We start from the raw sequence: 19,504 nt of genomic DNA on the forward strand, positions 1-19,504 counted from the left end.
CGCCCGCGCGGCGTGGCGGGGCGGGGCGGGCGCCTCCTCAACCCACCGCCCTCTGGAAGCCGGATTTCATGCGTCATCCTTTCACCGCCCCGCGCCTGCCGGCGCACTCGAACCCCTTGCGCCGCATGCGGCTCGCCCGGGTCCGCCAGGCCGCGTTGGCCGGCGCGCTGGCCGCCGCGATCGCGCCGCCTGTCTGGGCGCAACCGGCTGCCGCCCCCGCCGCGGCGCCCGCCGCATCGGGCTCAACCCGCCAATACGACATCCCGGCCGGACCGCTGTCCGAGACGCTGACGCGCTTTTCCAACCAGTCGGGTGTCTACATCGCGGGCGCCAGCGCGCTGGCCGAGGGCCGCCAAAGTGCCGGCCTGCACGGCGCCTACGGGCCGCAGGCCGCGCTGGACGCCCTGCTTGCGGGCACGCAGTTGCAAGCCGTGCGCCGCGAGGACGGCGGCTACGTCCTGCGCCGCGCGCCCGACGGCGGGCAAACGGCGGTTCTGCCCGCAGTGACGGTAAGCGGGACCGCGCTTGCCGGCCTGACGGAGGGCACGGGCTCGTACACGACGCGCGCGATGGGTTCGGCCACCAAGCTTGAGCTATCGCCGCGCGAAACGCCGCAGACGGTCTCGGTCATCACGCGCCAGCGTATCGAGGACCAGGACATCGCAACGCTGGGCGACGCCGTCAAGGCCACGCCCGGCCTCACGGTGACCAAATGGGGCGGCGAACGCGAGCGCTATACCTCGCGCGGCTTCCAGATCAACAACCTGATGGTCGACGGCCTGCCGATCGAATACGAAGAGGCCGCCCTGTCCACCGGCCCCATGTCCATGTACGACCGCGTCGAGATCGTGCGCGGCGTTTCCGGCCTGATGGAAGGCGCCGGCACGCCGGGCGGCTCGATCAACCTGATCCGCAAGCGCCCCACGCGCGAGTTCCAGGGTTCCTTCACCGCCGCCGCGGGCAGCTGGGACAACTATCTTGCCGACCTCGACGCGGGCGGCCCCCTGAATGAAGCCGGCACCCTGCGCGCGCGCGGCGTCATGTCCTATCAGGACAAGCATTCGTACATTGACAGCTACCGCAACAAGCGCACGCTGCTGTACGGCATCCTGGAAGCCGACGTGACCGATCGCACCACCGTCAGCCTGGGCGCCTCGTACAGCAAGGAAGACAATCCCGGCGTCGACTGGAACGGCATGGGCACGTATCCCGACGGGCGCTTCCTGCCGATCTCGCGCTCGACGCGCATGAGCCCCGACTGGTCGTACTGGAACAAGCGCAGCGTCACGATCTTCGGCGGCATCGACCACGAGTTCGCGAACGGCTGGAAGGGCAAGCTGTCGGCCGCCGCGATCCGCAGCAAGATGGACATGCTGGGCACGTACATCGGCCAGTCGACGTGGGACGAGAACGGCGACCCTTCCATGACGCTGCGCGGCGGCGGCTACAACTATGACCGCGACCAGGAAACGTTCGATGCCTCGCTGTCGGGACCGTACTCGCTGTTCGGCCGCCAGCACGATCTGGTGGTGGGTGCGAGCCATCGCCGCAGCAGCTGGCACGATGTCGGCGGCGGCGCCACGCAGGACGGCGACTTCACGCTGGCGACGTTCAATCCGCTGAACTGGAATCCGGGCGCGATCCCGCTGCCCACCATCGGCGAGTACGGCCAATGGCGCAAGGAACAGGAGGTCAGGCAGAGCGGCCTGTATGCCATGACGCGGATGCGTCCCACCGACAGGCTTTCCGTCGTCCTGGGCAGCCGCGTGGACTGGTATTCCATGGACACGGTGCAGTACGACGGCGACTATCCCTACGGCGAAGGCAAGTACGACGTGGTGCGCAAGTTCACGCCGTATGCCGGCGTGGTGTATGACCTGGACGCGGTGCATTCGGTCTATGCGAGCTGGACGCGGATCTTCAATCCGCAGAACTACGCCACCGCCAGCGGCGCACTGCTGGCGCCGCAGGAGGGCACCAACTATGAGCTGGGCATCAAGGGCGAATACCTGGAAGGACGCCTGAACACGAGCCTGGCCGTGTTCCGCATCGACCTGGACAACCTGCCCGATCAGTTGCCGAATGCGCAGTGCCAGGGCGGGCTGACCAGCTGCTACGCGCCGGCCGGCGAAGTGCGCAGTCAGGGCTTCGAAGCTGAAATCTCCGGCGAGATCCTGCCCGGCTGGCAACTGGCGGCCGGCTACACCTACGCCTCGGCCAAGCGGCGCGGCGAGTCTTCCAGCTACGATCCGACCGGCACGTTTTCGGTCGGCGACCGCTACGGCACCAACATCCCGCGCCACCTGTTCAAGCTCTTCACGACCTATCGCCTGCCGGGCGAATGGAACCGCTGGCGCGTGGGCGGATCGCTGCACGTGCAGAACCGCATCTACACGCCGTGGGGTGTCAGCCAGGGCGGCTATGCGGTCGTGGGGCTGAACGCGGGCGTGGACGTGAACAAACAGCTGAATCTTGCGCTGAACGTGAACAACGTGTTCGACCGCCGCTACTACGCCAGCGTGGGCTCGATGACGGACGCGAACTTCTTTGGCGAACCGCGCAGCGTCACGCTGACCGCGCGCTATTCGTTCTGACCGGCTTCGGCGACCCAGCACAGCGTGTTGACCAGCGCCATCTGCTCCGGCGTCTGGCAGCGCACCGACAGCAGGGCGGGGCTGGCGACCAGGATCGCCAGCGCCTTGGCGCGCGATACCGCCACGTTCAGGCGGTTCCTGCTGAACAGGAATTCCATGTCGCGCGGCATGGTCTCGCCGCTGGAGGTGGCCATGGAAATGATCACCACCTGCGCTTCCTGGCCCTGGAACTTGTCGACGGTGCCCACGCGCGCGCCCTCGGGCAGCGCCTGCCGCAGCGTGTTGACCTGCACGTTGTAGGGCGCCACCACCAGCACGTCGTCGGGCGTCATCGGCACCGCGCGCCCGTGCTTGTCCAGATAGCGCTGCCGCATCAGGCTGGCATATAGCGCGGCCACTTCGCGCGCCTCTTCGTCGCTGGACTGCGTGTTGCCCTCGTGCACGACCGGAACGTACCGGATGCCGCTGGCGGCCAGCGCGCCGGCGGCATCCGCGCCCAGCACCAGGCCCTGGACCGCCGCCGATTCCGCGGCGCGCAGCCGCCCGTCGTAGATGGCCTCGGAAATGAAGCCGCAGATCGCCGGGTGCATGCGGTAGGACGTGTCAAGAAAGATGCCGCGATCGGCCGCGATGGTGGCGTGGCCATTCAAGAGGTACTCCAGCGTGGATTCGCCCGAGCGGCCGGGATGCGTGCCCTTGGTCGGCTGGCCGAGCTGCATCTGGTCGCCCAGCAGCACGATGTTGCGCGCGCATTGGCCTAGCGCGACCAGGTTCGCCAGGCTGACCTGGCCGGCCTCGTCCACGAACAGGTAGTCGAACTGCTGCTGGAAATCGGCCCGGCTGAAAAGCCACGCCGTGCCCGCCACCAGTTGGTGGCGCGACAGATCGATTTTGTCGTTGGCAAAGACGTCTTCAATGAAGTTGCCGTTGAAACAGGAGTCGTCACCCTCCTTGCCCGACTTCTTGGCGCCGGTGAACGCCAGGCCCGCCTCGCGCGCCGCCGTTTCCAGGCCAGAAAGCAGGTTGTTGATGGCGTGATGGCTGTTGGACGTGACCGCGATGCGCTTGCCTTGACGCAGCAGGTTCACCAGCACGCGCGAGCCGGTGTAGGTCTTGCCGGCGCCGGGCGGCCCTTGCAGGAAGAGGGTGGTCCCGTCCATGCGGCCGACGATGTCCACGACCTGATCCAGCAGCTTCGCGCTCGGATCGGCCAGCGCGGTGCCGGGCGGCACGCCACCGATGCGCGGCGGCTCGTGCTTGAGCAGCGCGTCCACCGCGCGAAACGGCGTGCTGGCGCCATCGCCCGACGCGAGCAGCGCGTCGCCGTAGCGGAACATGGCGTTGGCCAGCTCGTCGATGCTGACCGGCTTGCCCGGCCCGAGCGACAGGCGCTGCGGCGGCGTCGCCTTGCGCGACATGGTGAAGGTGGCGACGCCCGCCGTAGGATCCACCGTCAGCCGGCTGATCGCCGGCCCGCCGCGCACGTCCGTACAGGCCGACCCGGTGCGCAACTTGGTCTGCTGCGGCGGGAAACGGTAGGTGTAGCGCAGCGACTGCGCCACCGGTTCCGGCGCCACGGTGTCGTCACGCGCGAGTCCAGCCAGGCATTCGTTGTCTTCCACCAGTTCGGCCTCGGTGGCCTCCATGCGGGCAAACATGGCCCACCATTCCGGCTTCTGTTCGCGGCGATGAAAGTCCAGCAACTGATAGACCAGCGCGCGATAGCGATCGCGCTCGGACCAGTCCAGCTCGTCGGCGGGCAGGGAGCCAAGCAGCGCGGCGCGGTACGGTTCCAGGCGCAGTTCGGCCGCGGTCTTTTCGCCGACCTGGAACCGGGCGGCATCGATCTGCTGCTGCGTGTCGCGGCGGTTCGCCCAGGACATGCCGTCGGGACGCAGCGCGCATAGCCATTCGCGCAGCTTGTACGTGGACAGCACGTCGTCGCGGTTGTAGTCGGCGATGTCCTGCAGCAATTGCGCCTCGCCGGTGCGCTTCCAGCGTTCGTAGTAGACGATGCTGGCGCCCGCGTTTGTCACGCCGCCCGCGCGCTGCGGCAGGTAGAAGTGTTCGATGTTCTTTATCGAGTAGCCGGGCTCGGACACGCGCACGCCTTCGCGCACGACCTGGTACAGATCCACCAGCTTGTTCATGCGCAGCAGGTTGTCGACCTCGGCCTCGCGCGTGGCGTGTACGGACATCAGCTTCTTGATCGCCGTCGCCTCGTAGGGCGCGTAGTGGTAGATGTGCGCATCGGGATGGCGGTGCAGGCGCGCCACGACGTAGTCGATGAAGGCCTCGAAGGCCAGCTTCTCTTCGCCGCGGTTGTGCGCCCAGAACGGCACGAAGCGTTCCTGGCCGTCGTCGATGACATACAGGCCAAACAGGTATTCCAGCCCGCCTTCCTCCAGCGGATCGCCTTCCATGTCGAAGAACATATCGCCCGCGTCCGGCTGCGGCATGCGTTCGAAGCCGCGCAGCGAGGTGTCGTCCGGGTCCTTGGCGATGCGGTCCCAATGGCGGCCGCCGTCGGTCCGGGCGCGCAGCTGCAGCGCCGCCTGCGACCGCAGCTTGGAGAGGATGGCGGGTTCCAGGCGTGCGACCGCCGCATCGGGCGGCAGCGTACCCAGTTGTTCCAGCGTGCGGATGCCCTGGCCGTTCAGCTTGCGGATCTGCTGCCGCGTGATGTTGGCGACCAGCGACAGGTGATCGTCGTCCGCGCGGCGCGTCTTGCACAGCGGATCCCAGCGGCACTGGGCGCATTTCTCACAGGGGTCGGGATACGTTGACGCAGCGTCCCGCTGATCGACGTGCGCCTCGAAGCGGCGCATGACCTGGCGGAAGTAATGGGCATAGTCGGCCACGCGCAGCGACACCTCGCGGCCGCTGCCCAGCACCACGTGCATGTGCAGCGGCGCCGCGCCCTGTTCCAGGCCCAGGAGCCAGGAATAGAACGAGAGCTGGATGGCGAACTTGGCGCGCGCCGACCGCGCCAGCTTGGTGTCGCTGGCCTCGTAGCTGTAATCGCCCAGGCGTGAAGGGCGTTCGGTCTTCAGCAGGAAATCGGCATGGCCGATGTATTGGCCATGCCGAAACGCCGCCTGATAGATGACGTCGGCACCCTCTGCCATGGCCTCCCGCGTGCGGGCCATGCGCGCCGCCAGCCCGCCGCCCGCGTCACTCACGTCCACGATGTGCCGGCCGCCGGCACGCAGGCGCTCGAGATACGCGCGCTCGTGGTCCAGCCCTTTCTGCTGGATCAGTTCGAGCTGTTCGTCCTCTTGCCCGGCCGGCAGCGGCGATTCGAGGTTGAGCAGATCCAACGTGGTCAGATGCTCGCATTCCAGGAAACCGACCAGGTCGGAAGCGGAAAACAACAGGCGGTCGCCGGTTTTTTGCATGGTGCGTATAGAGGCCGGACGCGATTTGCGGAGGCCAAGAATAGCAAAAGAAGGATCCGGACATTATCCGGCGAATAACCGCGTAATCGGCTGAAATCTGTTCCGATTAATTCAACCCTCAAATGTCCAAATGCGGTTTCATAATCCAGGCTGTTTCAGTAATTGGAAGCGACATGCCTGGTTTGTTCGATTTGATTATCTGCAGCCTTGATCGCGCCGGATTTTGCGGCCTCTTTTGCAGTGGCGGGCGGTTCGCATGAAACTTCTCACCCTCGATATTTCCGATTCCCTGGTGCAGACGCTGCGCGCGGCGCGCCTGATCGTCGTGCTGACGGGATCGGGCCTGAACCCCGCCAGCCGCCTGCCGCAAAGCCGCGATGGCATGCGCGGCCTGTGGGCGCGCTACGACGCCGCGGCACTGGCGTCGGCCGCGGGCTTTCAAAACGATCCGTCGCTGGTGTGGGCCTGGCATGAGGAGCGGCGGCGCCGGGCGCTGCTGGCCACCCCCAACGCGGCGCACCGCGCCATCGCCACGCTGGCCGAGCACGTGCCTGGCACGTTTGTGGTGACGCAGAACGGCGACACGCTGCATGAACAGGCGGGCAGCCCGCGCATCCTGCATCTGCATGGCCGGTTCGACCAGCCGCGATGTTCGAGCTGCGGCATGTCCCACACGCTGAGCGCCCCGCCGGAAAAGCCTGCGCGGCATGGCCCGTATCCCGCGCCGCCCGCCTGCCGCATCTGCGGCAACCTGGTACGTCCGGGACGGCTGTGGCACGGCGAGGCGCCCGCGCCCCCCGTCTGGCGCGTCGCCAAGGGACTGGCTGCCAATGCCGATCTGGTGTTGACGGCCGGCACGTCGTGCCAGACGTCCGCGGTGGCCGAACTTTGCTACGAGGCAGTGGGGCGCGGTGCGCAGCTCGTGCAGATCAATCCCAATCCCACGACGCTGGATCGCGTGGCCAGTCACTGCATCCGGGGCGCGGCCGAGAAAGTGCTGCCGCTGCTGCTGGCGCGCGCCTGGCCTGGCGGCTGAGCCCGTGGCCGGCGGATTAGAGGTAGCGGCGCGCCAGTTCGCGGGCTTCGCGGGCGAAACGCTCGCGGATGACTTCGGGTTCCAGCACCTCGATCGAGGACGCGTGCCCGTGCAGCAGCTGCCACAGCATGACCGACGGGCGCACGGTGGCGGTCAGCGTGAAGCCGTGCTCGTCCTCGTCGATCATCTGGTCCGCCGAGAGCCAGAACTCGCGCAGCGGATGGCGCTGGCGCCGGCCATCGTCCAGCACGGGTTCGGCGGCATGCAGCCGGATGCGGGTTTCCTCGCCCGGATCGAAGTTCAGGGCTTCTTCGCGGCGCACGTAATCCTGCAGATCGAACGTGGGGTCCGGGTCGGCGGCCTCGTCCAGCAGCCGGACTTCCGACAGCCTGTCCATGCGGAACAGGAAGCGCCTGCCCGGCTGACTCGCGCCCCACGCCACCATGTACAGCACGCCGGCGCGGTCGACCATCGCCAGCGGCGTCATGACATATAGGCGGTCGGCGGGGGCCTTCTCGCCGAAGGGCGTATTGCGAAACGACAGCTTGCGGTTGTAGTACAACGCGCCGCTGACCTGGCGGTAGACCTCGGCAGGCACCGTGGGCAGCACGGTGGGATGGGTGCCGTCGATGCGCAGGATCTTGCGCGCCCAGTCATGCGCCGGCCCGATCGCGGGCTGGGACCGGTGTGTTTCCAGATAGCGCCACGCGCTGTCGAACGTGGTTGCCAGATCGTCCAGCACGACGGCCGGCAGGTGGCGGTCGGCCACCTGCTTGAGCGCGCACATCGCCATTGCCATGTTCGCGTTCATGTTCTGAATGTGGAAATCGGTGCGCCGCAGGGTGCTGTACCAGAGCTTGCCGCGCGTGGCGCCCACGCTGCCGACGCTATCCAACTTAAGCAGCGTGCGGCGGATCTGCTTGTCGTCGGGCACCGGATTCTGCAACGCGGCCAGCCGGTCGCGGATTTCCGCCATGCCCATGCCCATCGCCATTGCATCGGTTTCTTCGTTACGAACATACGGCAGGATGCGCAGCAGGTTGTCGACGAGCGTCTGGTTATGTCCCATGGCAGATACAGCAAATTAACCCGTTAAATATCGCCCCGCATTCTATCTGCAAAAGCAGCCAATAATGATTTGCCGCATTCCAGATAATGCGTCCGGCGCTTTGGCCGCGCACTTTGTATTATGTCGGTTGTCCCAAAAATAAAATGGACATACGACAACCTGCCCGCCAGCGGTCAATCGGTCACGATGTCCGCGAGCGGGACGGGGCGGCCAAACAGCCAGCCCTGGCCCACGGCAGCGGGCTGGCGGGCCAGCAGATAGCTGGCCTGCGCTTCGGTCTCGATGCCCTCAATGATGAGATTGATGCCCAGCTCCCGCGATATCGCGATGACATGGTCGACGATCAGGGTGCCCGCGTCCTCGGCGCCGATGGCGCTGGTGAAGCTGCGGTCCAGCTTGATCGCGTCGGCCTGCATTTCGGCCAGATAGTTCAGGTTGGAATGGCCCGTGCCGAAATCGTCAATGAACACCTTGAAGCCTTTGCCGCGCAAGGCCTTGACCATCGCCAGCACGTGGCCGTCGGACAGCGGCGTGCCTTCGGTGATCTCCAGCGCCACGTTGGCGGGCGTCAGGCCGCGCTCGCTGACGGCGTCCAGCAGGAAATTCCGGTAGCCCGCATCTTTCAGGTCCGCCGCCGACACGTTGATGCTGACGTAGAGCGCGGGATCGTCGCGCAGACGCTCGTGCAGGTCGCGCAGCGCCCGCGACGTCACCAGCCTGGACAGCGCGCGGCCCAGCCCCATGGCTTCGGCCAGCGGCACGAACAGGATGGGCGACACGTCGCGGCCCCGGGCGCTCCACCGCGCCAGCGCCTCGAAGCCCGCCAGCTGCCGCGTGGCCAGCTGACGCAACGGCTGGTAGTGGACCTGGATGTCGCCGCCCAGGATGGCCTTGCGCAGCTCGCTCTTGGCGCTGCCCGCGTGTATGCGCCACAGGACGCAAAGGCCCGCCAGAAAGGCAAGGGCCAGGGCGCCAACCACGGACAGCACCATTGCCGGAAGCTGGAACCAGGCGTCGGACCGCAACCGCGACACGACGCAGATGTCCGGACCGCCGTCCGGCGCACACAGCGAGGCGCGCCGTTCGGGCGCAAAACCCAGGTCATCCTCGTTTTCGCGCGGCATGTCCAGGTCGTGCGCGCGGCCGAAACGCCGGTACACATGGTCGCCATCCCGCGTCACGATCTTGGCGTCGATCCGGGAACCCGGTTCCGGAAAGCCGTCGAACGCGCCCGGCGCGGTGAACACGATGATGTCGCGCATTGCCGCCATGTCGCCGATGATGCGGCGGTCGACGATATTGGCGGCGCCCACCCAGAGCTGCAGCCCGCTGGTCAATGTGAAGGCCGGCGGCGGCAGCGTCAGGGGATCGGGCAGCTTGCCCCAGGCCGCGGAGCAGCGCAGCATGCCGCCCAGCGTGCGGCCGATGTCCCGGATGTAGGTGGAATTGAAGAGCAGCACGCGCAGAGTCGCCACGTCCGCTTCCGAACATAGCGCGCCGCCCTGGGTGGCCGCTGCCATGAGGCGATGGCTTTCCTGCGCCACCCGAAGCGCGTGCGCAAGCAGCCGGGCGTTATGCCCGGCGAGTTTGTCGTCGGCCTGGTTCAGTTCGATCTGGCGTCCAGCCAGCACCCCCGCGAGGAATCCAAGCGCCGACAACAACAACACAAAAGCCGCAATTCTGGAACGTGACATGGGGGACCGGTGCACATGGGCGGCGCGTTGCATGCAATTCTGCGCGTAAGGCAATGTAACCGAACTTCCAGGTGCTTAAACCGCAAATTCGCCCCTCCTGACCCGCTAATTGTGGCTTTCGGAAATGGACGCATTGCTAGGAAAATCGCCGGGCGATCCGCGCCGGGCGGCCCCCGCGAGACCGGATCTACGGGGAAACCCGATATAAAACTTTGCGCGACGCCCATGATCGCGCGTTATGCACAGGTGCGATTTCGGCCGCGCAATTCCCTGGGTTTTCCCATGCAGATCAAGGCGTTGGGAAGCCGAGAGGGGTCCAGCAATGCTGCCCGCCAGGCGGCCGGACTGCGGTATCGGACCGGTCCGCGGCCGGGCATGCTTGCGCCTTCGGCCTAGAACGCGCACCTCCCCCGCGCGGCGGCCCCCCCGCAAGAATCTGGAGACCTTCGTGAACCCCTCTTCCCCGTCCCGCAAAATGGGCCTGGCCGTCGCCCAGATGGGCGCCGTCAATCTGGCCGACACCCGTGCGGTGGTCGTGCGCCGCCTTGTCGAGATGATGCGCGAAGCCGCCGCCCGCCAGGCGGAGTTCGTCGTGTTTCCCGAGCTGGCGCTGACGACCTTCTTTCCTCGCTATTGGATGGATGACGCCGAAGCGGTGGAGCGCTATTTCGAAAAAACCATGCCCAACGCCGACGTGCAGCCGCTGTTCGACACGGCGCGCGAGCTGGGCATCGGTTTTTACCTGGGCTACGCCGAGCTGACGCCGGAAGGCCGCCAGTTCAACACCGCCATCCTGGTGGACCGCAGCGCCAAGATCATCGGCAAGTACCGCAAGATCCACCTGCCGGGCCACTCGGACCACAAGGTCGACGCGCCTTTCCAGCATCTGGAAAAGAAGTTCTTCGAAGTCGGCGACCTGGGCTTTGGCGTGTGGGAGACCAACGACGTCAAGATCGGCATGTGCCTGTGCAATGACCGCCGCTGGCCCGAGACCTATCGCGTCATGTCGCTGCAAAGCGCCGAGCTGATCGTGCTGGGCTACAACACGCCGTCGCTGAACATCCACTGGAACGAACCCGCGCACCTGCGCACCACCACGCACGAGATCGTGCTGCAGGCCAGTGCCTACCAGAACGCGGTGTGGATTGGCGCGGCCGCCAAGTGCGGACATGAGGACGGCCATCACATGATCGGCAGTTCGATGATCGTTGCGCCGTCCGGCGAGATCGTGGCGCGCGCCAGCGGCGAGGAAGACGAAGTCATCACCGCGCGCATCGACCTGGCGCTGGGCCAGACCTTCCGCGACCACGTCTTCAATTTCGCCAAGCATCGCAGCCCGCATCATTACAAGCTCATCGTCGAACGCACCGGCGCGGGCGACCCGCTGCCCCGGCCCGACGTGGACTGACGCCGCACGCCTGCCGAGTCACCCCGATTGCCCGCGACATCGCGGGCAATTTCTTTTGGCAGCGGCCGCTCGCACGCTGCTAGACTGCCCCAGACTCCTTGATAGACCGACCACGCAGGCAACGATCCGATGCGCTTAATCGACACCGACCAGACCCGCAACGCCCTGTCCTTCGACACCGTCATTCCCGCCCTGCGGGACGCCTTCCGCGAAGACGCCACGGTGCCCGCCCGCCACGTGCACGCCATCCAGTCCGGCAACGCGCACGGCACCTCGCTGATCATGCCGGCGTGGAGCGACCGCGGCTACTTCGGCGTGAAGATCATCAACATCTTCCCCGAGAACACGCATCAGGGCCTGCCGGGCCTGCACGCCACCTACAACCTGTACAGCGCCACCACGGGCGTGCCGGTTGCGCAGGTCGACGGCGATATCGTCACCGTGTACCGCACCGCGGGCGCGGCGGCGCTGGGCGCGGACTACCTGGCGCGCGCCGATTCCCGCACGCTGCTGATCGTCGGATCCGGCCGCATCGCCGGCCTGGTGGCGCAGGCCATGCGCACGGTGCGCCCGATCCAGCGCGTGCTGGTGTGGAATGTGCGGCCGGCTGGCGCCGAGACGCTGGCGGCAACGTTGCGCGAGCAGGGCTTCGATGCGCAAGCGGTCACCGATCTGCAAGCCGCCGCCGGTCAAGCCGACATCGTCAGCTGCGCCACCCTGTCCACCGAACCGCTCATCCACGGCGCGTGGCTGCGCCCCGGCACGCACCTGGACCTGATCGGCAGCTTCAAGCCGGAGATGCGCGAGACGGACCCGGCGTGTTTTGACGGCACCACCGTGTATGTCGACACCGACGAGGCGCCCACCAAGTCGGGCGATCTGCTGTCGGCATTTGACGCCGGCGTACTGACGCGCGAAGGCATCCAGGGCAACCTGCACCAGCTGACCAAGGGAGAACGCCCCGGCCGCCGCAACGATCAGGAGATCACGGTGTTCAAGGCGGTGGGCAGCGCGCTGGAAGACCTGACGCTGGCGACGCTGGTGTACGAATCCGTGAAGGAATGATGGCAGGTGGTGCTTTACCCATGACTCAAAAGGAGACAACCCATGACGCAGGCCCGTTCCATCCAATTGACCGAGTTCGGCGGCCCGGAAGTCATGCGGCTTGTCGACGCCGACCTGCCGCCCCCGGGGCCGGACGAAGCGCAACTGCGCCAGACGGCCATCGGTTTCAACTACATCGACATCTATCAGCGCGCGGGCAAGTATCCGCTGCCCACGCCGACAGGCCTGGGGCATGAAGCAGCCGGCGTGATCGAGGCGGTGGGCGCAGGCGTGACGGACCTGCGCGTGGGCGACCATGTCGTCTACATGAACGCGGGCGTGGGCGCCTACGCCAACCGGCGCAACGTGTCGGCCGCCAAACTGGTGAAGATCCCGGCGGGCATCTCCGACGAAGACGCCGCCGCCGTGTTCTTCAAAGCCATGACGGCGCAATACCTGGTCAAGAAAACCCATGCGGTCCAGCCCGGCGACATCGTGGTGGTGCACGCTGCCGCGGGCGGGGTCGGACAGATTCTGAGCGGCTGGGCGCATGCGCTGGGCGCCCGGGTCATCGGCACGGCGGGCTCGGCCGCCAAGTGCGAGGCTGCGCGAGCAGCCGGCTGCGATGTGGCCATCGACTACACGCAGGAAAACTGGGTGGAACAGGTTGTGGCGGCCACGGGCGGCAAGAAGGCGCGGGTCGTCTACGACTCCGTGGCCAGGCACACGTTCATGGGGTCGCTGGACTGCGCCGCGCCGTTCGGCATGGTGGTGCTCTTTGGCGCGGCATCCGGCCCGGCCCCGGCCATCGATCCGGAGTTGCTGAACAAGAAAGGCTGCCTGTTTCTCACGCGCCCGTCCGTGTTTCCGCACAACGCCGACACGCAGACGTTCCGCGCCAATGCGTCGGATGTTTTCGACGCCATGCGAACCGGTGCGGTTCGCGCGGCCATCGGGGCGCGCTATCCGTTGGAACAGGTCCAGGATGCCCACCGCGCTGCTGAAAGCCGCGCGGTCACCGGCGCCATCGTAATCACCCCCTGATCGGCGGCGAGGGGGCCGGCGCCGCGCGAAGGTCAGGCCCCCGCCAGCTCCATCGGCAGATGCTCGCGCATGATCTCGATGAAGCGCCGCAGGCGCGCCGGCTGAAAGCGCGATGGCGCATAGACCAGGAAGACGGGCAGGGCGTCCGCGCGCCACTGCGGCGCCAGGTGCACCAAGCGGCCGGCGGCCAGATCGCCCTGCATGGCCCAGGCCGACCCCAGCGCCACGCCCAGCCCCTGGATGGCCGCGTTGCGCAACGCATGCAGGCCGTCGGTGGACAGCCGCGGCTGGATGTCGAAGCACTGCCTTTCCCCGCTGCCGCAATGCGTCAGGCTGACCTCGGTGCGATAGAAGGTGCGTAGCGCCAGCCACGGCAGGCGCGCCAAGTCTGAGGCGTCCTGCGGCACCGGTCCGCCCGCAAGCAGGTCCGGCGAGGCGACGACGATGCGCGGCACCTCGCCCAGCTTCACGGCAATCACCGACGGATCCGTCACGGCGCCCACACGAATCGCACAATCCACGTTTTCTGCGATCAGATCCGGCATGCGATCGTGCAGCAGCCATTCCACCCGCATGTTCGGATAGCGCTTCAGGTACTTGGCCAGCGGCTCGATGAACTGATCCTGGCCGAACACATGTGGCGCCACCACGCGCAGCATCCCGGCCGGATCATCGTCCGCGCCGCGCACCTCGCTTTCGAAGGACTGCCAAGACGCCAGCAGCTCCTTGCCCCGCTCGTAGCAACGCTGGCCGTCTTCGGTCAGGCGGATGGCGTGGGTGGAGCGCTTCAGGAGCCGCACGCCCATCGTGCGTTCCAGCAGTTGCAGGCGGCGGCTGACGGTGGGCTGGGTGCCGCCCATCTGGGCGGCGGCGGCGGACAGGCTGCCGGCCTCGACGATGCGTACGAAGGTTTCGATCAGCAGCATGCGGTCGGTGCCGGCTGCCACGGGGAGGGCGGGGGTGGTCATACGCCTATCGTATAACGCATGTACCCGAAGGTCGGCTACCAAAACCCCGGCGGCAAGCCCAGAATTTGCCCCGTACTCAAAGCCACCGGACACCACCATGTCATCCCCCACTTCCCACCCCTCCCTATCGCGCGGCCTGGTCTTCCTGCTGGCCGTGGGCGCCGGCCTGGGCGTCGCCTCCCTTTACTACAGCCAGCCGATGCTCGGCGTGCTGGGCGCGGACATCCACGCCAGCGCCGAAACGCTGGGCTGGATTCCCACGCTGACGCAACTGGGCTACGCCTTCGGCATCCTGATGCTGGCGCCGCTGGGCGACCGCTATGACCGCAAGCGCATCATCCTGGTGAAAGCCGCCGTGCTGGCCCTGGCGCTGCTGCTGGCCGGCGCGTCGCCGACGATCGGCCTGCTGCTGGCCGCCAGCTTCGCCATCGGCCTGTCCGCCACGCTGGCGCAGGACATCGTGCCGGCCGCAGCCCACCTGGCCCCGGCCGACCAGCGCGGCAAGATCGTCGGCACCGTCATGACGGGCCTGTTGCTGGGCATCCTGCTGTCGCGGGTGGTCAGCGGCTTTGTCGCCGAGCAGTTCGGCTGGCGCATGATGTTCGCGGCCGCCGCCGTCAGCATCGTGGCGCTGGGCGCGGCACTGTGGCGCGGTCTGCCGCGGTTCGAGCCGACGACGCGGCTGGCCTACAGCGCGCTGCTGGGGTCGCTGCTGACGCTGTGGCGCCAGCACCCCGGTCTGCGCCGCGCCGCCACCGCGCAGGGGTTGCTGTCGCTGGGCTTCAGCGCCTTCTGGTCCACGCTGGCCGTGATGTTGCACGACGCGCCGTTCCATCTGGGCGCGGGCGCCGCCGGTGCGTTTGGCCTGGCCGGCGCGGCAGGCGCCCTGGCCGCGCCGCTGGCCGGCCGCGTGGCCGACACGCGGGGTCCGCTGGCGGTCGCCAGCCTGGGCGCCGGCCTGACGATGGTGTCGTTTGCCGCCATGATCTTCCTGCCCTTCCTGCCCACGCACGCTGCGCTGTGGCTGATCGGCGGCGCCGCGGTCGGCTTCGACCTGGGCATCCAGACCTCGCTGATCGCGCATCAAAGCATCGTCTACGGCATCGACCCGGCCGCCCGCAGCCGCCTGAACGCCATCCTGATGACGGGCGTCTTCATCGGCATGGCCGCCGGCGGCGCGCTGGGCAGCCTGGCGCTGGCCCACTGGGGCTGGACCGGCGTGACGCTGACGGCGGCAGGCGCCGCGGCCGCCGCGCTGGCCCTGCGCCTGTGGCCCGCCAGCAACCGCAACGGCGAGGCCAGCCGCTACGCCGCGTGAGGATCGGGCCGGCGTCTCGCGGCGCCGGCCGTTCCCGCTACACCAGCACCGACACCGTCTGCGTGTTGGTGTATTCCAGCAGTCCGTCCAGCGCGTTTTCCACCCCCACGCCAGACTGCTTGTGCCCGCCAAAAGGCACGTCGGGGGACATGACGTGGATGTGGTTGATCCACACGGTGCCGGTCTCCAGCCGCCGCGCAATCGATTGCGCCAGCGCCACATCCTTGGACCACACCGATCCCCCCAATCCGTACTCGGTATCGTTGGCGCGGCGGATCACCTCGTCGATGTCGCGGTACTTCAAGAGCGGCAGCACCGGCCCGAAAGCCTCCTCCACCACGCTGCGCGCGTCGTCGGGCGGATTGTCCAGGATGGTTACCGGCACGAAGTAGCCCTTGCCCTCCGGCACCTCGCCCCCCGTCAGAAAGCGCACGCCGGTCCGGTGCGCGTCGGCGATCAGGTCCTTGACGCGTTCGAACTGCGCGCGGTTCTGGATGGGACCAAGTCCGGTGCCGGGCTGCGAACCGTCACCCACGACGACGCTGGCCGCCTCGCCCGCCAGCGCGTCAGCGAAGGCGTCGTAGATGGACTCGTGCACATACAGCCGCTTGGTCGCCAGACAATACTGCGACGAATTGCGGAACGCGCCCCAGAACAGCTTGGCGGCCGTCTCCTTGACGTCGACATCGGGCAGCACGATGGCCGCGTCGTTGCCGCCCAGCTCCAGCGTCACGCGCTTGAGCCGGCTTGATGCGCTTTGCATGACGCGGCGGCCGGTCACCGTGGAGCCGGTGAAGGCGATCTTGTCGATACCGGGATGCTCGGTCAGCCACGGACCCAGGCGGTCGCCGCCGCTGACCACGTTCAACACGCCGGGTGGCAGCAGGCCGCGAAACAGTTCGCCCATCTTCAAGGACGTGAGCGGCGTGTACGGCGAGGGCTTGAGCACCACCGTATTGCCGGCCAGCAGCGCCGGCGCGATCTTCCAGATGGCCAGCGTCATCGGAAAATTCCACGGCGCAATGGCGGCGACCACGCCGATAGGCACGCGCCGCGTTTCGAACCGGTGGCCCGCGCCGCTGTCGTGATGTTCCACCGGCAGGTCGCGCGCGGCAAAGGCGCGCAGCCATGCGACGCAGCGGCCAACCTCGGCGCGCGCGTCCGCGTGCGGCTTGCCTTGCTCGCGCGTCAACAGACGCATGAAGCCGTCGGCGTGTTGTTCAAGTTCATCGGCCAGCTTGCGCAACGCCGCCTGGCGCTCGCCGATGGGCCGGTCGCGCCACGGGCCGAACGCCGCGCGGGCCGCCGCGATGGCGGCGTTCAACTGGTCCAGCGACGCATCGGGCGCGGCCGCGATGCGCTCCTCGGTGGCAGGGTTGAGCACGTCGAAGGTCTGCGGCGACGTTTCCGCGCGGCCGTTCACCGTCATCGTGTAATCGGAATCCAGATTCATGCTCATGGTTGTGTTGCCTGTTCAAGAGTGACCGGGGATGCATGGGGTTTCGTGCCGGCGGCGGGACCGAGCAGCAGCCGTCCCACCACGCGGCCCGCGGCAAGATCCGCCAGCGCGGACTGCGCGTTATCCAGACAGCGGCATGCGGTGGGAATGGCAATGGGCCGGCGTTCGCGCACCAGCGCCATCAACGCGCGCAGTTCGTCCAGGTTGCCGATATACGACCCTTCGATGCTGATGGCGCGCATGGGCACCAGCGCGGGCGACAACGTCAGCTCCCCGCCAAAAAGACCCACCAGGATGAGCTGGCCGCCTTTGGTCAGCAGATCCAGGCCCAACTGCACCGTGCTGGCCGCGCCCACGCAGTCGATCACGGCCCACACCGCGCCCGCCGCCTGCCCCACCTGCGCGGCGGCATCGGCTGCGCCGGCGTCGATGGCCGCATGCGCGCCCGCGGCCAGCGCGGCGCCCCGGCGCGCGCCGTCCGGCTCCACCACGACGACGTTGCCGCAGCCCATCGCGCGCAGCAGCGTGACGCCCATCAGCCCCAGCCCGCCCGCGCCGATCACCACCACCGATTCCTCGGCCAGCACGTCCTGCGGGATCTTGAGAATGGCACTGTACGTGGTCAGGCCCGAGCACGCATAGGGCGCGGCCTGCTCGGGGCGCAGCTCGCCGATATCCACCAGATAGCGCGCGTGCGGCGCCACGATGTGATCGCTGTAGCCGCCGGGGCGGAAGATGCCCAGAAAGCGCGGCGATGCGCACAGGTTTTCACGGCCGCGGCGGCACACCTTGCAGTCGCCGCAGCCGATCCAGGGATAGACGAGGTAGCGCTGCCCCGGTTGCACGTTTGCGGGCACGTCCGGCCCCGTGGCAACCACTTCGCCCACGGTCTCGTGGCCGAGCGTCAACGGCAGCGACACACCGCGTTGCTGCATGCTCAAGCGCTTGCTGCCGCCCAGGTCATACGAGCCTTCCCAGGTGTGAATGTCGGTGTGGCACACGCCCGCGGCCAGCACCCGAAGCAGCACCTCGCTGCCTTGCGGCGCGGGCGTGGGGCGTTCGGCGCGCGTCAGCGGTTCGCCAAATGCCGTGACCTGATAGCTGATCATTCCGCGCCCCCGGACTTGGCCAGCGCGCAGCCGCCCTTGTCGAGCGGACGGAACGCCACGTTGCCCGGAATCACCGCGACCTGGTTGTACAGGTCCCATTCGCCCTTGGAGTCCGCGGGCTTCTTCACTTCAAACAGGTACATGTCGCGCACCACGCGGCCGTCCACGCGCAGCTTGCCGTCCTTCGTCATGAAGTCGTTGATCGGCATCTCACGCATTTTGGCCATGACGGCGTCGGCGTCCTTGGTGCCCGCGGCCTTGACCGCGTTCAGGTAGTGCGTGACGGCGCCATACGTGCCCGCCTGCGTCATCGTGGGCTTGCGGCCGACCTTGTCCTGAAAGCGCTGCGACCACGCGCGCGTGGCGTCGTTCTGGTCCCAGTAGAAGGCTTCGGTCAGCAGCAGCCCCTGGCCCAGCGGCAGGCCGATGGATTTGACGTCGGACAGGAACGCCAGCAGCGCCACTAGGCGCTGCGAACTGCCGGGCCGGCCAATGCCGAAGTCCGCGGCCTGCTTGATCGCGCTGATGACATCGTTGCCGCCCAACGCCAGGCCGATGATGCCGGCCTTGGAGCTTTGCGCCTGCAACAGGTACGAGCTGAAATCGGGCGTGTTCAGCGGCGAGCGCACCGCGCCCAGCACCTTGCCGCCGTTGCGCTCGATCACCGCCGATGCATCGCCCTGCAGCGCGTAGCCGAACGAATAGTCCGCCGTCATGAAGAACCAGTTCTTGCCGCCCTGTTCCGTGACGGCCGCACCGGTGCCGTTGGCCAGAGCGTAGGTGTCGTAGGTCCAGTGCACCGTGTAGGGCGAACACGCCTTGCCCGTCAGTTCGGACGTGGATGCGCTGGTCACCATGACAACCCGTTTCTTTTCGCGGCCCAGTTCGCTGATCGCCAGCGCCAGCGCGGACGTCGGCAGGTCGGTGATCATGTCCACCCCGTCCTGGTCGAACCACCGGCGCGCGGCGGCGCTGGCGACGTCCACCTTGTTCTGGCCGTCCGTGAAGACCAGCTCGATCGGCTTGCCCAGCACCGAGCCGCCAAAGTCCTGAACCGCCATGCGCGCGGCCTCGACCAGCCCCTTGCCGCCGATGTCCGAGTACGCCGAACTCATGTCGGCCATGATGCCTATCTTCACGGGGGCCGCCGCGTTTTGCGCGTGCGCGCCGCTTGCGGCCAGGATCGCGCCCGCCAGCGCGAGCGTCAGTTTGGGGATTGCCATGGACTTGTCTCCGTTATCGGTTTACGCCGTCTTTGCGGCGGTGTGCGTATTGCTCCGGGGAGCGTCCTTTTGTATCGTAGGCACGCGATTTCGCCTTCGTCCAAAGCGACGATTTTTCGTGCGTATCGCGGGTTTTCCCG

General features: G+C 67.5%; 13 protein-coding genes. 6 read left to right on the forward strand and 7 right to left on the reverse strand.

The window, feature by feature from the left end; genetic code table 11:
* Positions 1-68 precede the first annotated feature (68 nt).
* The gene (locus tag AC6LJW_RS16670; protein WP_498087789.1) at positions 69-2,594 is read left to right on the forward strand and encodes a TonB-dependent siderophore receptor; all 2,526 of its coding nucleotides are present in this window, start codon (positions 69-71) and stop codon (positions 2,592-2,594) included.
* On the opposite strand, the gene AC6LJW_RS16675 is transcribed toward AC6LJW_RS16670, so the two are convergent.
* Entirely contained in the window at positions 2,582-5,992 is a 3,411-nt protein-coding gene (locus AC6LJW_RS16675) for a TM0106 family RecB-like putative nuclease (protein WP_498087790.1), read from the reverse strand. The two genes, AC6LJW_RS16670 and AC6LJW_RS16675, sit on opposite strands and share 13 nt — an antisense overlap.
* A gap of 256 nt (positions 5,993-6,248) precedes the next feature.
* Here AC6LJW_RS16675 and AC6LJW_RS16680 point away from each other — a divergent pair, with 256 nt between their 5' ends.
* Positions 6,249-7,028, forward strand: coding sequence for an SIR2 family NAD-dependent protein deacylase (locus AC6LJW_RS16680; protein WP_056565219.1), 780 nt, complete (start codon positions 6,249-6,251; stop codon positions 7,026-7,028).
* A gap of 16 nt (positions 7,029-7,044) precedes the next feature.
* Here the strand turns inward: AC6LJW_RS16680 and AC6LJW_RS16685 are convergent, their stop codons facing one another.
* Positions 7,045-8,097, reverse strand: a complete 1,053-nt coding sequence (locus AC6LJW_RS16685; RefSeq protein WP_498087791.1) for a helix-turn-helix transcriptional regulator — start codon at positions 8,095-8,097, stop codon at positions 7,045-7,047.
* Between the two features lie 173 nt (positions 8,098-8,270).
* On the reverse strand, positions 8,271-9,791 hold the full coding sequence (locus tag AC6LJW_RS16690) for an EAL domain-containing protein (protein WP_235512134.1): 1,521 nt from the start codon (positions 9,789-9,791) through the stop codon (positions 8,271-8,273).
* Between the two features lie 475 nt (positions 9,792-10,266).
* Here AC6LJW_RS16690 and AC6LJW_RS16695 point away from each other — a divergent pair, with 475 nt between their 5' ends.
* From AC6LJW_RS16695 to AC6LJW_RS16705, 3 genes are all read left to right on the forward strand, one after another.
* Complete coding sequence (locus tag AC6LJW_RS16695; protein WP_056565224.1) at positions 10,267-11,199, forward strand: N-carbamoyl-D-amino-acid hydrolase; 933 nt, start codon at positions 10,267-10,269, stop codon at positions 11,197-11,199.
* Positions 11,200-11,328: 129 nt separating this feature from the next.
* Positions 11,329-12,264: a bifunctional Delta(1)-pyrroline-2-carboxylate/Delta(1)-piperideine-2-carboxylate reductase gene (gene lhpI, locus AC6LJW_RS16700; protein ID WP_498087792.1), complete on the forward strand. Its 936-nt coding sequence runs from the start codon at positions 11,329-11,331 to the stop codon at positions 12,262-12,264.
* Positions 12,265-12,306: 42 nt separating this feature from the next.
* A complete protein-coding gene (locus AC6LJW_RS16705) occupies positions 12,307-13,287 on the forward strand; it encodes a quinone oxidoreductase family protein (RefSeq protein ID WP_498087793.1) in 981 nt (326 codons plus the stop codon).
* A 32-nt stretch (positions 13,288-13,319) separates the two neighbouring features.
* On the opposite strand, the gene AC6LJW_RS16710 is transcribed toward AC6LJW_RS16705, so the two are convergent.
* A complete protein-coding gene (locus AC6LJW_RS16710) occupies positions 13,320-14,255 on the reverse strand; it encodes a LysR family transcriptional regulator (protein WP_056565233.1) in 936 nt (311 codons plus the stop codon).
* Between the two features lie 97 nt (positions 14,256-14,352).
* On the opposite strand from AC6LJW_RS16710, the gene AC6LJW_RS16715 reads away from it, so the two are divergent.
* A complete protein-coding gene (locus AC6LJW_RS16715) occupies positions 14,353-15,573 on the forward strand; it encodes an MFS transporter (RefSeq protein WP_105237042.1) in 1,221 nt (406 codons plus the stop codon).
* 37 nt (positions 15,574-15,610) lie between these two features.
* Here the strand turns inward: AC6LJW_RS16715 and AC6LJW_RS16720 are convergent, their stop codons facing one another.
* The 3 genes from AC6LJW_RS16720 to AC6LJW_RS16730 are packed head-to-tail and all read right to left on the reverse strand — an operon-like array spanning position 15,611 to position 19,364.
* Positions 15,611-17,032, reverse strand: a complete 1,422-nt coding sequence (locus AC6LJW_RS16720; RefSeq protein WP_498087794.1) for an aldehyde dehydrogenase family protein — start codon at positions 17,030-17,032, stop codon at positions 15,611-15,613.
* Positions 17,029-18,141 (reverse strand): alcohol dehydrogenase, encoded by a 1,113-nt coding sequence (locus tag AC6LJW_RS16725; RefSeq protein ID WP_498087795.1) that lies wholly within the window; start codon positions 18,139-18,141, stop codon positions 17,029-17,031. The genes AC6LJW_RS16720 and AC6LJW_RS16725 overlap by 4 nt, the downstream gene beginning before the upstream one ends.
* Entirely contained in the window at positions 18,138-19,364 is a 1,227-nt protein-coding gene (locus tag AC6LJW_RS16730; protein ID WP_056565240.1) for an ABC transporter substrate-binding protein, read from the reverse strand. The genes AC6LJW_RS16725 and AC6LJW_RS16730 overlap by 4 nt, the downstream gene beginning before the upstream one ends.
* Positions 19,365-19,504 lie beyond the last annotated feature (140 nt).

Source organism: Achromobacter sp. 1012554356 (assembly GCF_059760815.1).

Bases quoted from the DNA above. Each gene is read 5' to 3' on its own strand.
- AC6LJW_RS16680 (WP_056565219.1), top strand. From the start codon at position 6,249: ATGAAACTTCTCACCCTCGATATTTCCGATTCCCTGGTGCAGACGCTG.
- AC6LJW_RS16670 (WP_498087789.1), top strand. From the start codon at position 69: ATGCGTCATCCTTTCACCGCCCCGCGCCTGCCGGCGCACTCGAACCCC.
- AC6LJW_RS16690 (WP_235512134.1), bottom strand. From the start codon at position 9,791: ATGTCACGTTCCAGAATTGCGGCTTTTGTGTTGTTGTTGTCGGCGCTT.
- AC6LJW_RS16715 (WP_105237042.1), top strand. From the start codon at position 14,353: ATGTCATCCCCCACTTCCCACCCCTCCCTATCGCGCGGCCTGGTCTTC.
- AC6LJW_RS16685 (WP_498087791.1), bottom strand. From the start codon at position 8,097: ATGGGACATAACCAGACGCTCGTCGACAACCTGCTGCGCATCCTGCCG.
- AC6LJW_RS16705 (WP_498087793.1), top strand. From the start codon at position 12,307: ATGACGCAGGCCCGTTCCATCCAATTGACCGAGTTCGGCGGCCCGGAA.
- lhpI (WP_498087792.1), top strand. From the start codon at position 11,329: ATGCGCTTAATCGACACCGACCAGACCCGCAACGCCCTGTCCTTCGAC.
- AC6LJW_RS16725 (WP_498087795.1), bottom strand. From the start codon at position 18,141: ATGATCAGCTATCAGGTCACGGCATTTGGCGAACCGCTGACGCGCGCC.
- AC6LJW_RS16710 (WP_056565233.1), bottom strand. From the start codon at position 14,255: ATGACCACCCCCGCCCTCCCCGTGGCAGCCGGCACCGACCGCATGCTG.
- AC6LJW_RS16695 (WP_056565224.1), top strand. From the start codon at position 10,267: ATGGGCCTGGCCGTCGCCCAGATGGGCGCCGTCAATCTGGCCGACACC.
- AC6LJW_RS16675 (WP_498087790.1), bottom strand. From the start codon at position 5,992: ATGCAAAAAACCGGCGACCGCCTGTTGTTTTCCGCTTCCGACCTGGTC.
- AC6LJW_RS16730 (WP_056565240.1), bottom strand. From the start codon at position 19,364: ATGGCAATCCCCAAACTGACGCTCGCGCTGGCGGGCGCGATCCTGGCC.
- AC6LJW_RS16720 (WP_498087794.1), bottom strand. From the start codon at position 17,032: ATGAGCATGAATCTGGATTCCGATTACACGATGACGGTGAACGGCCGC.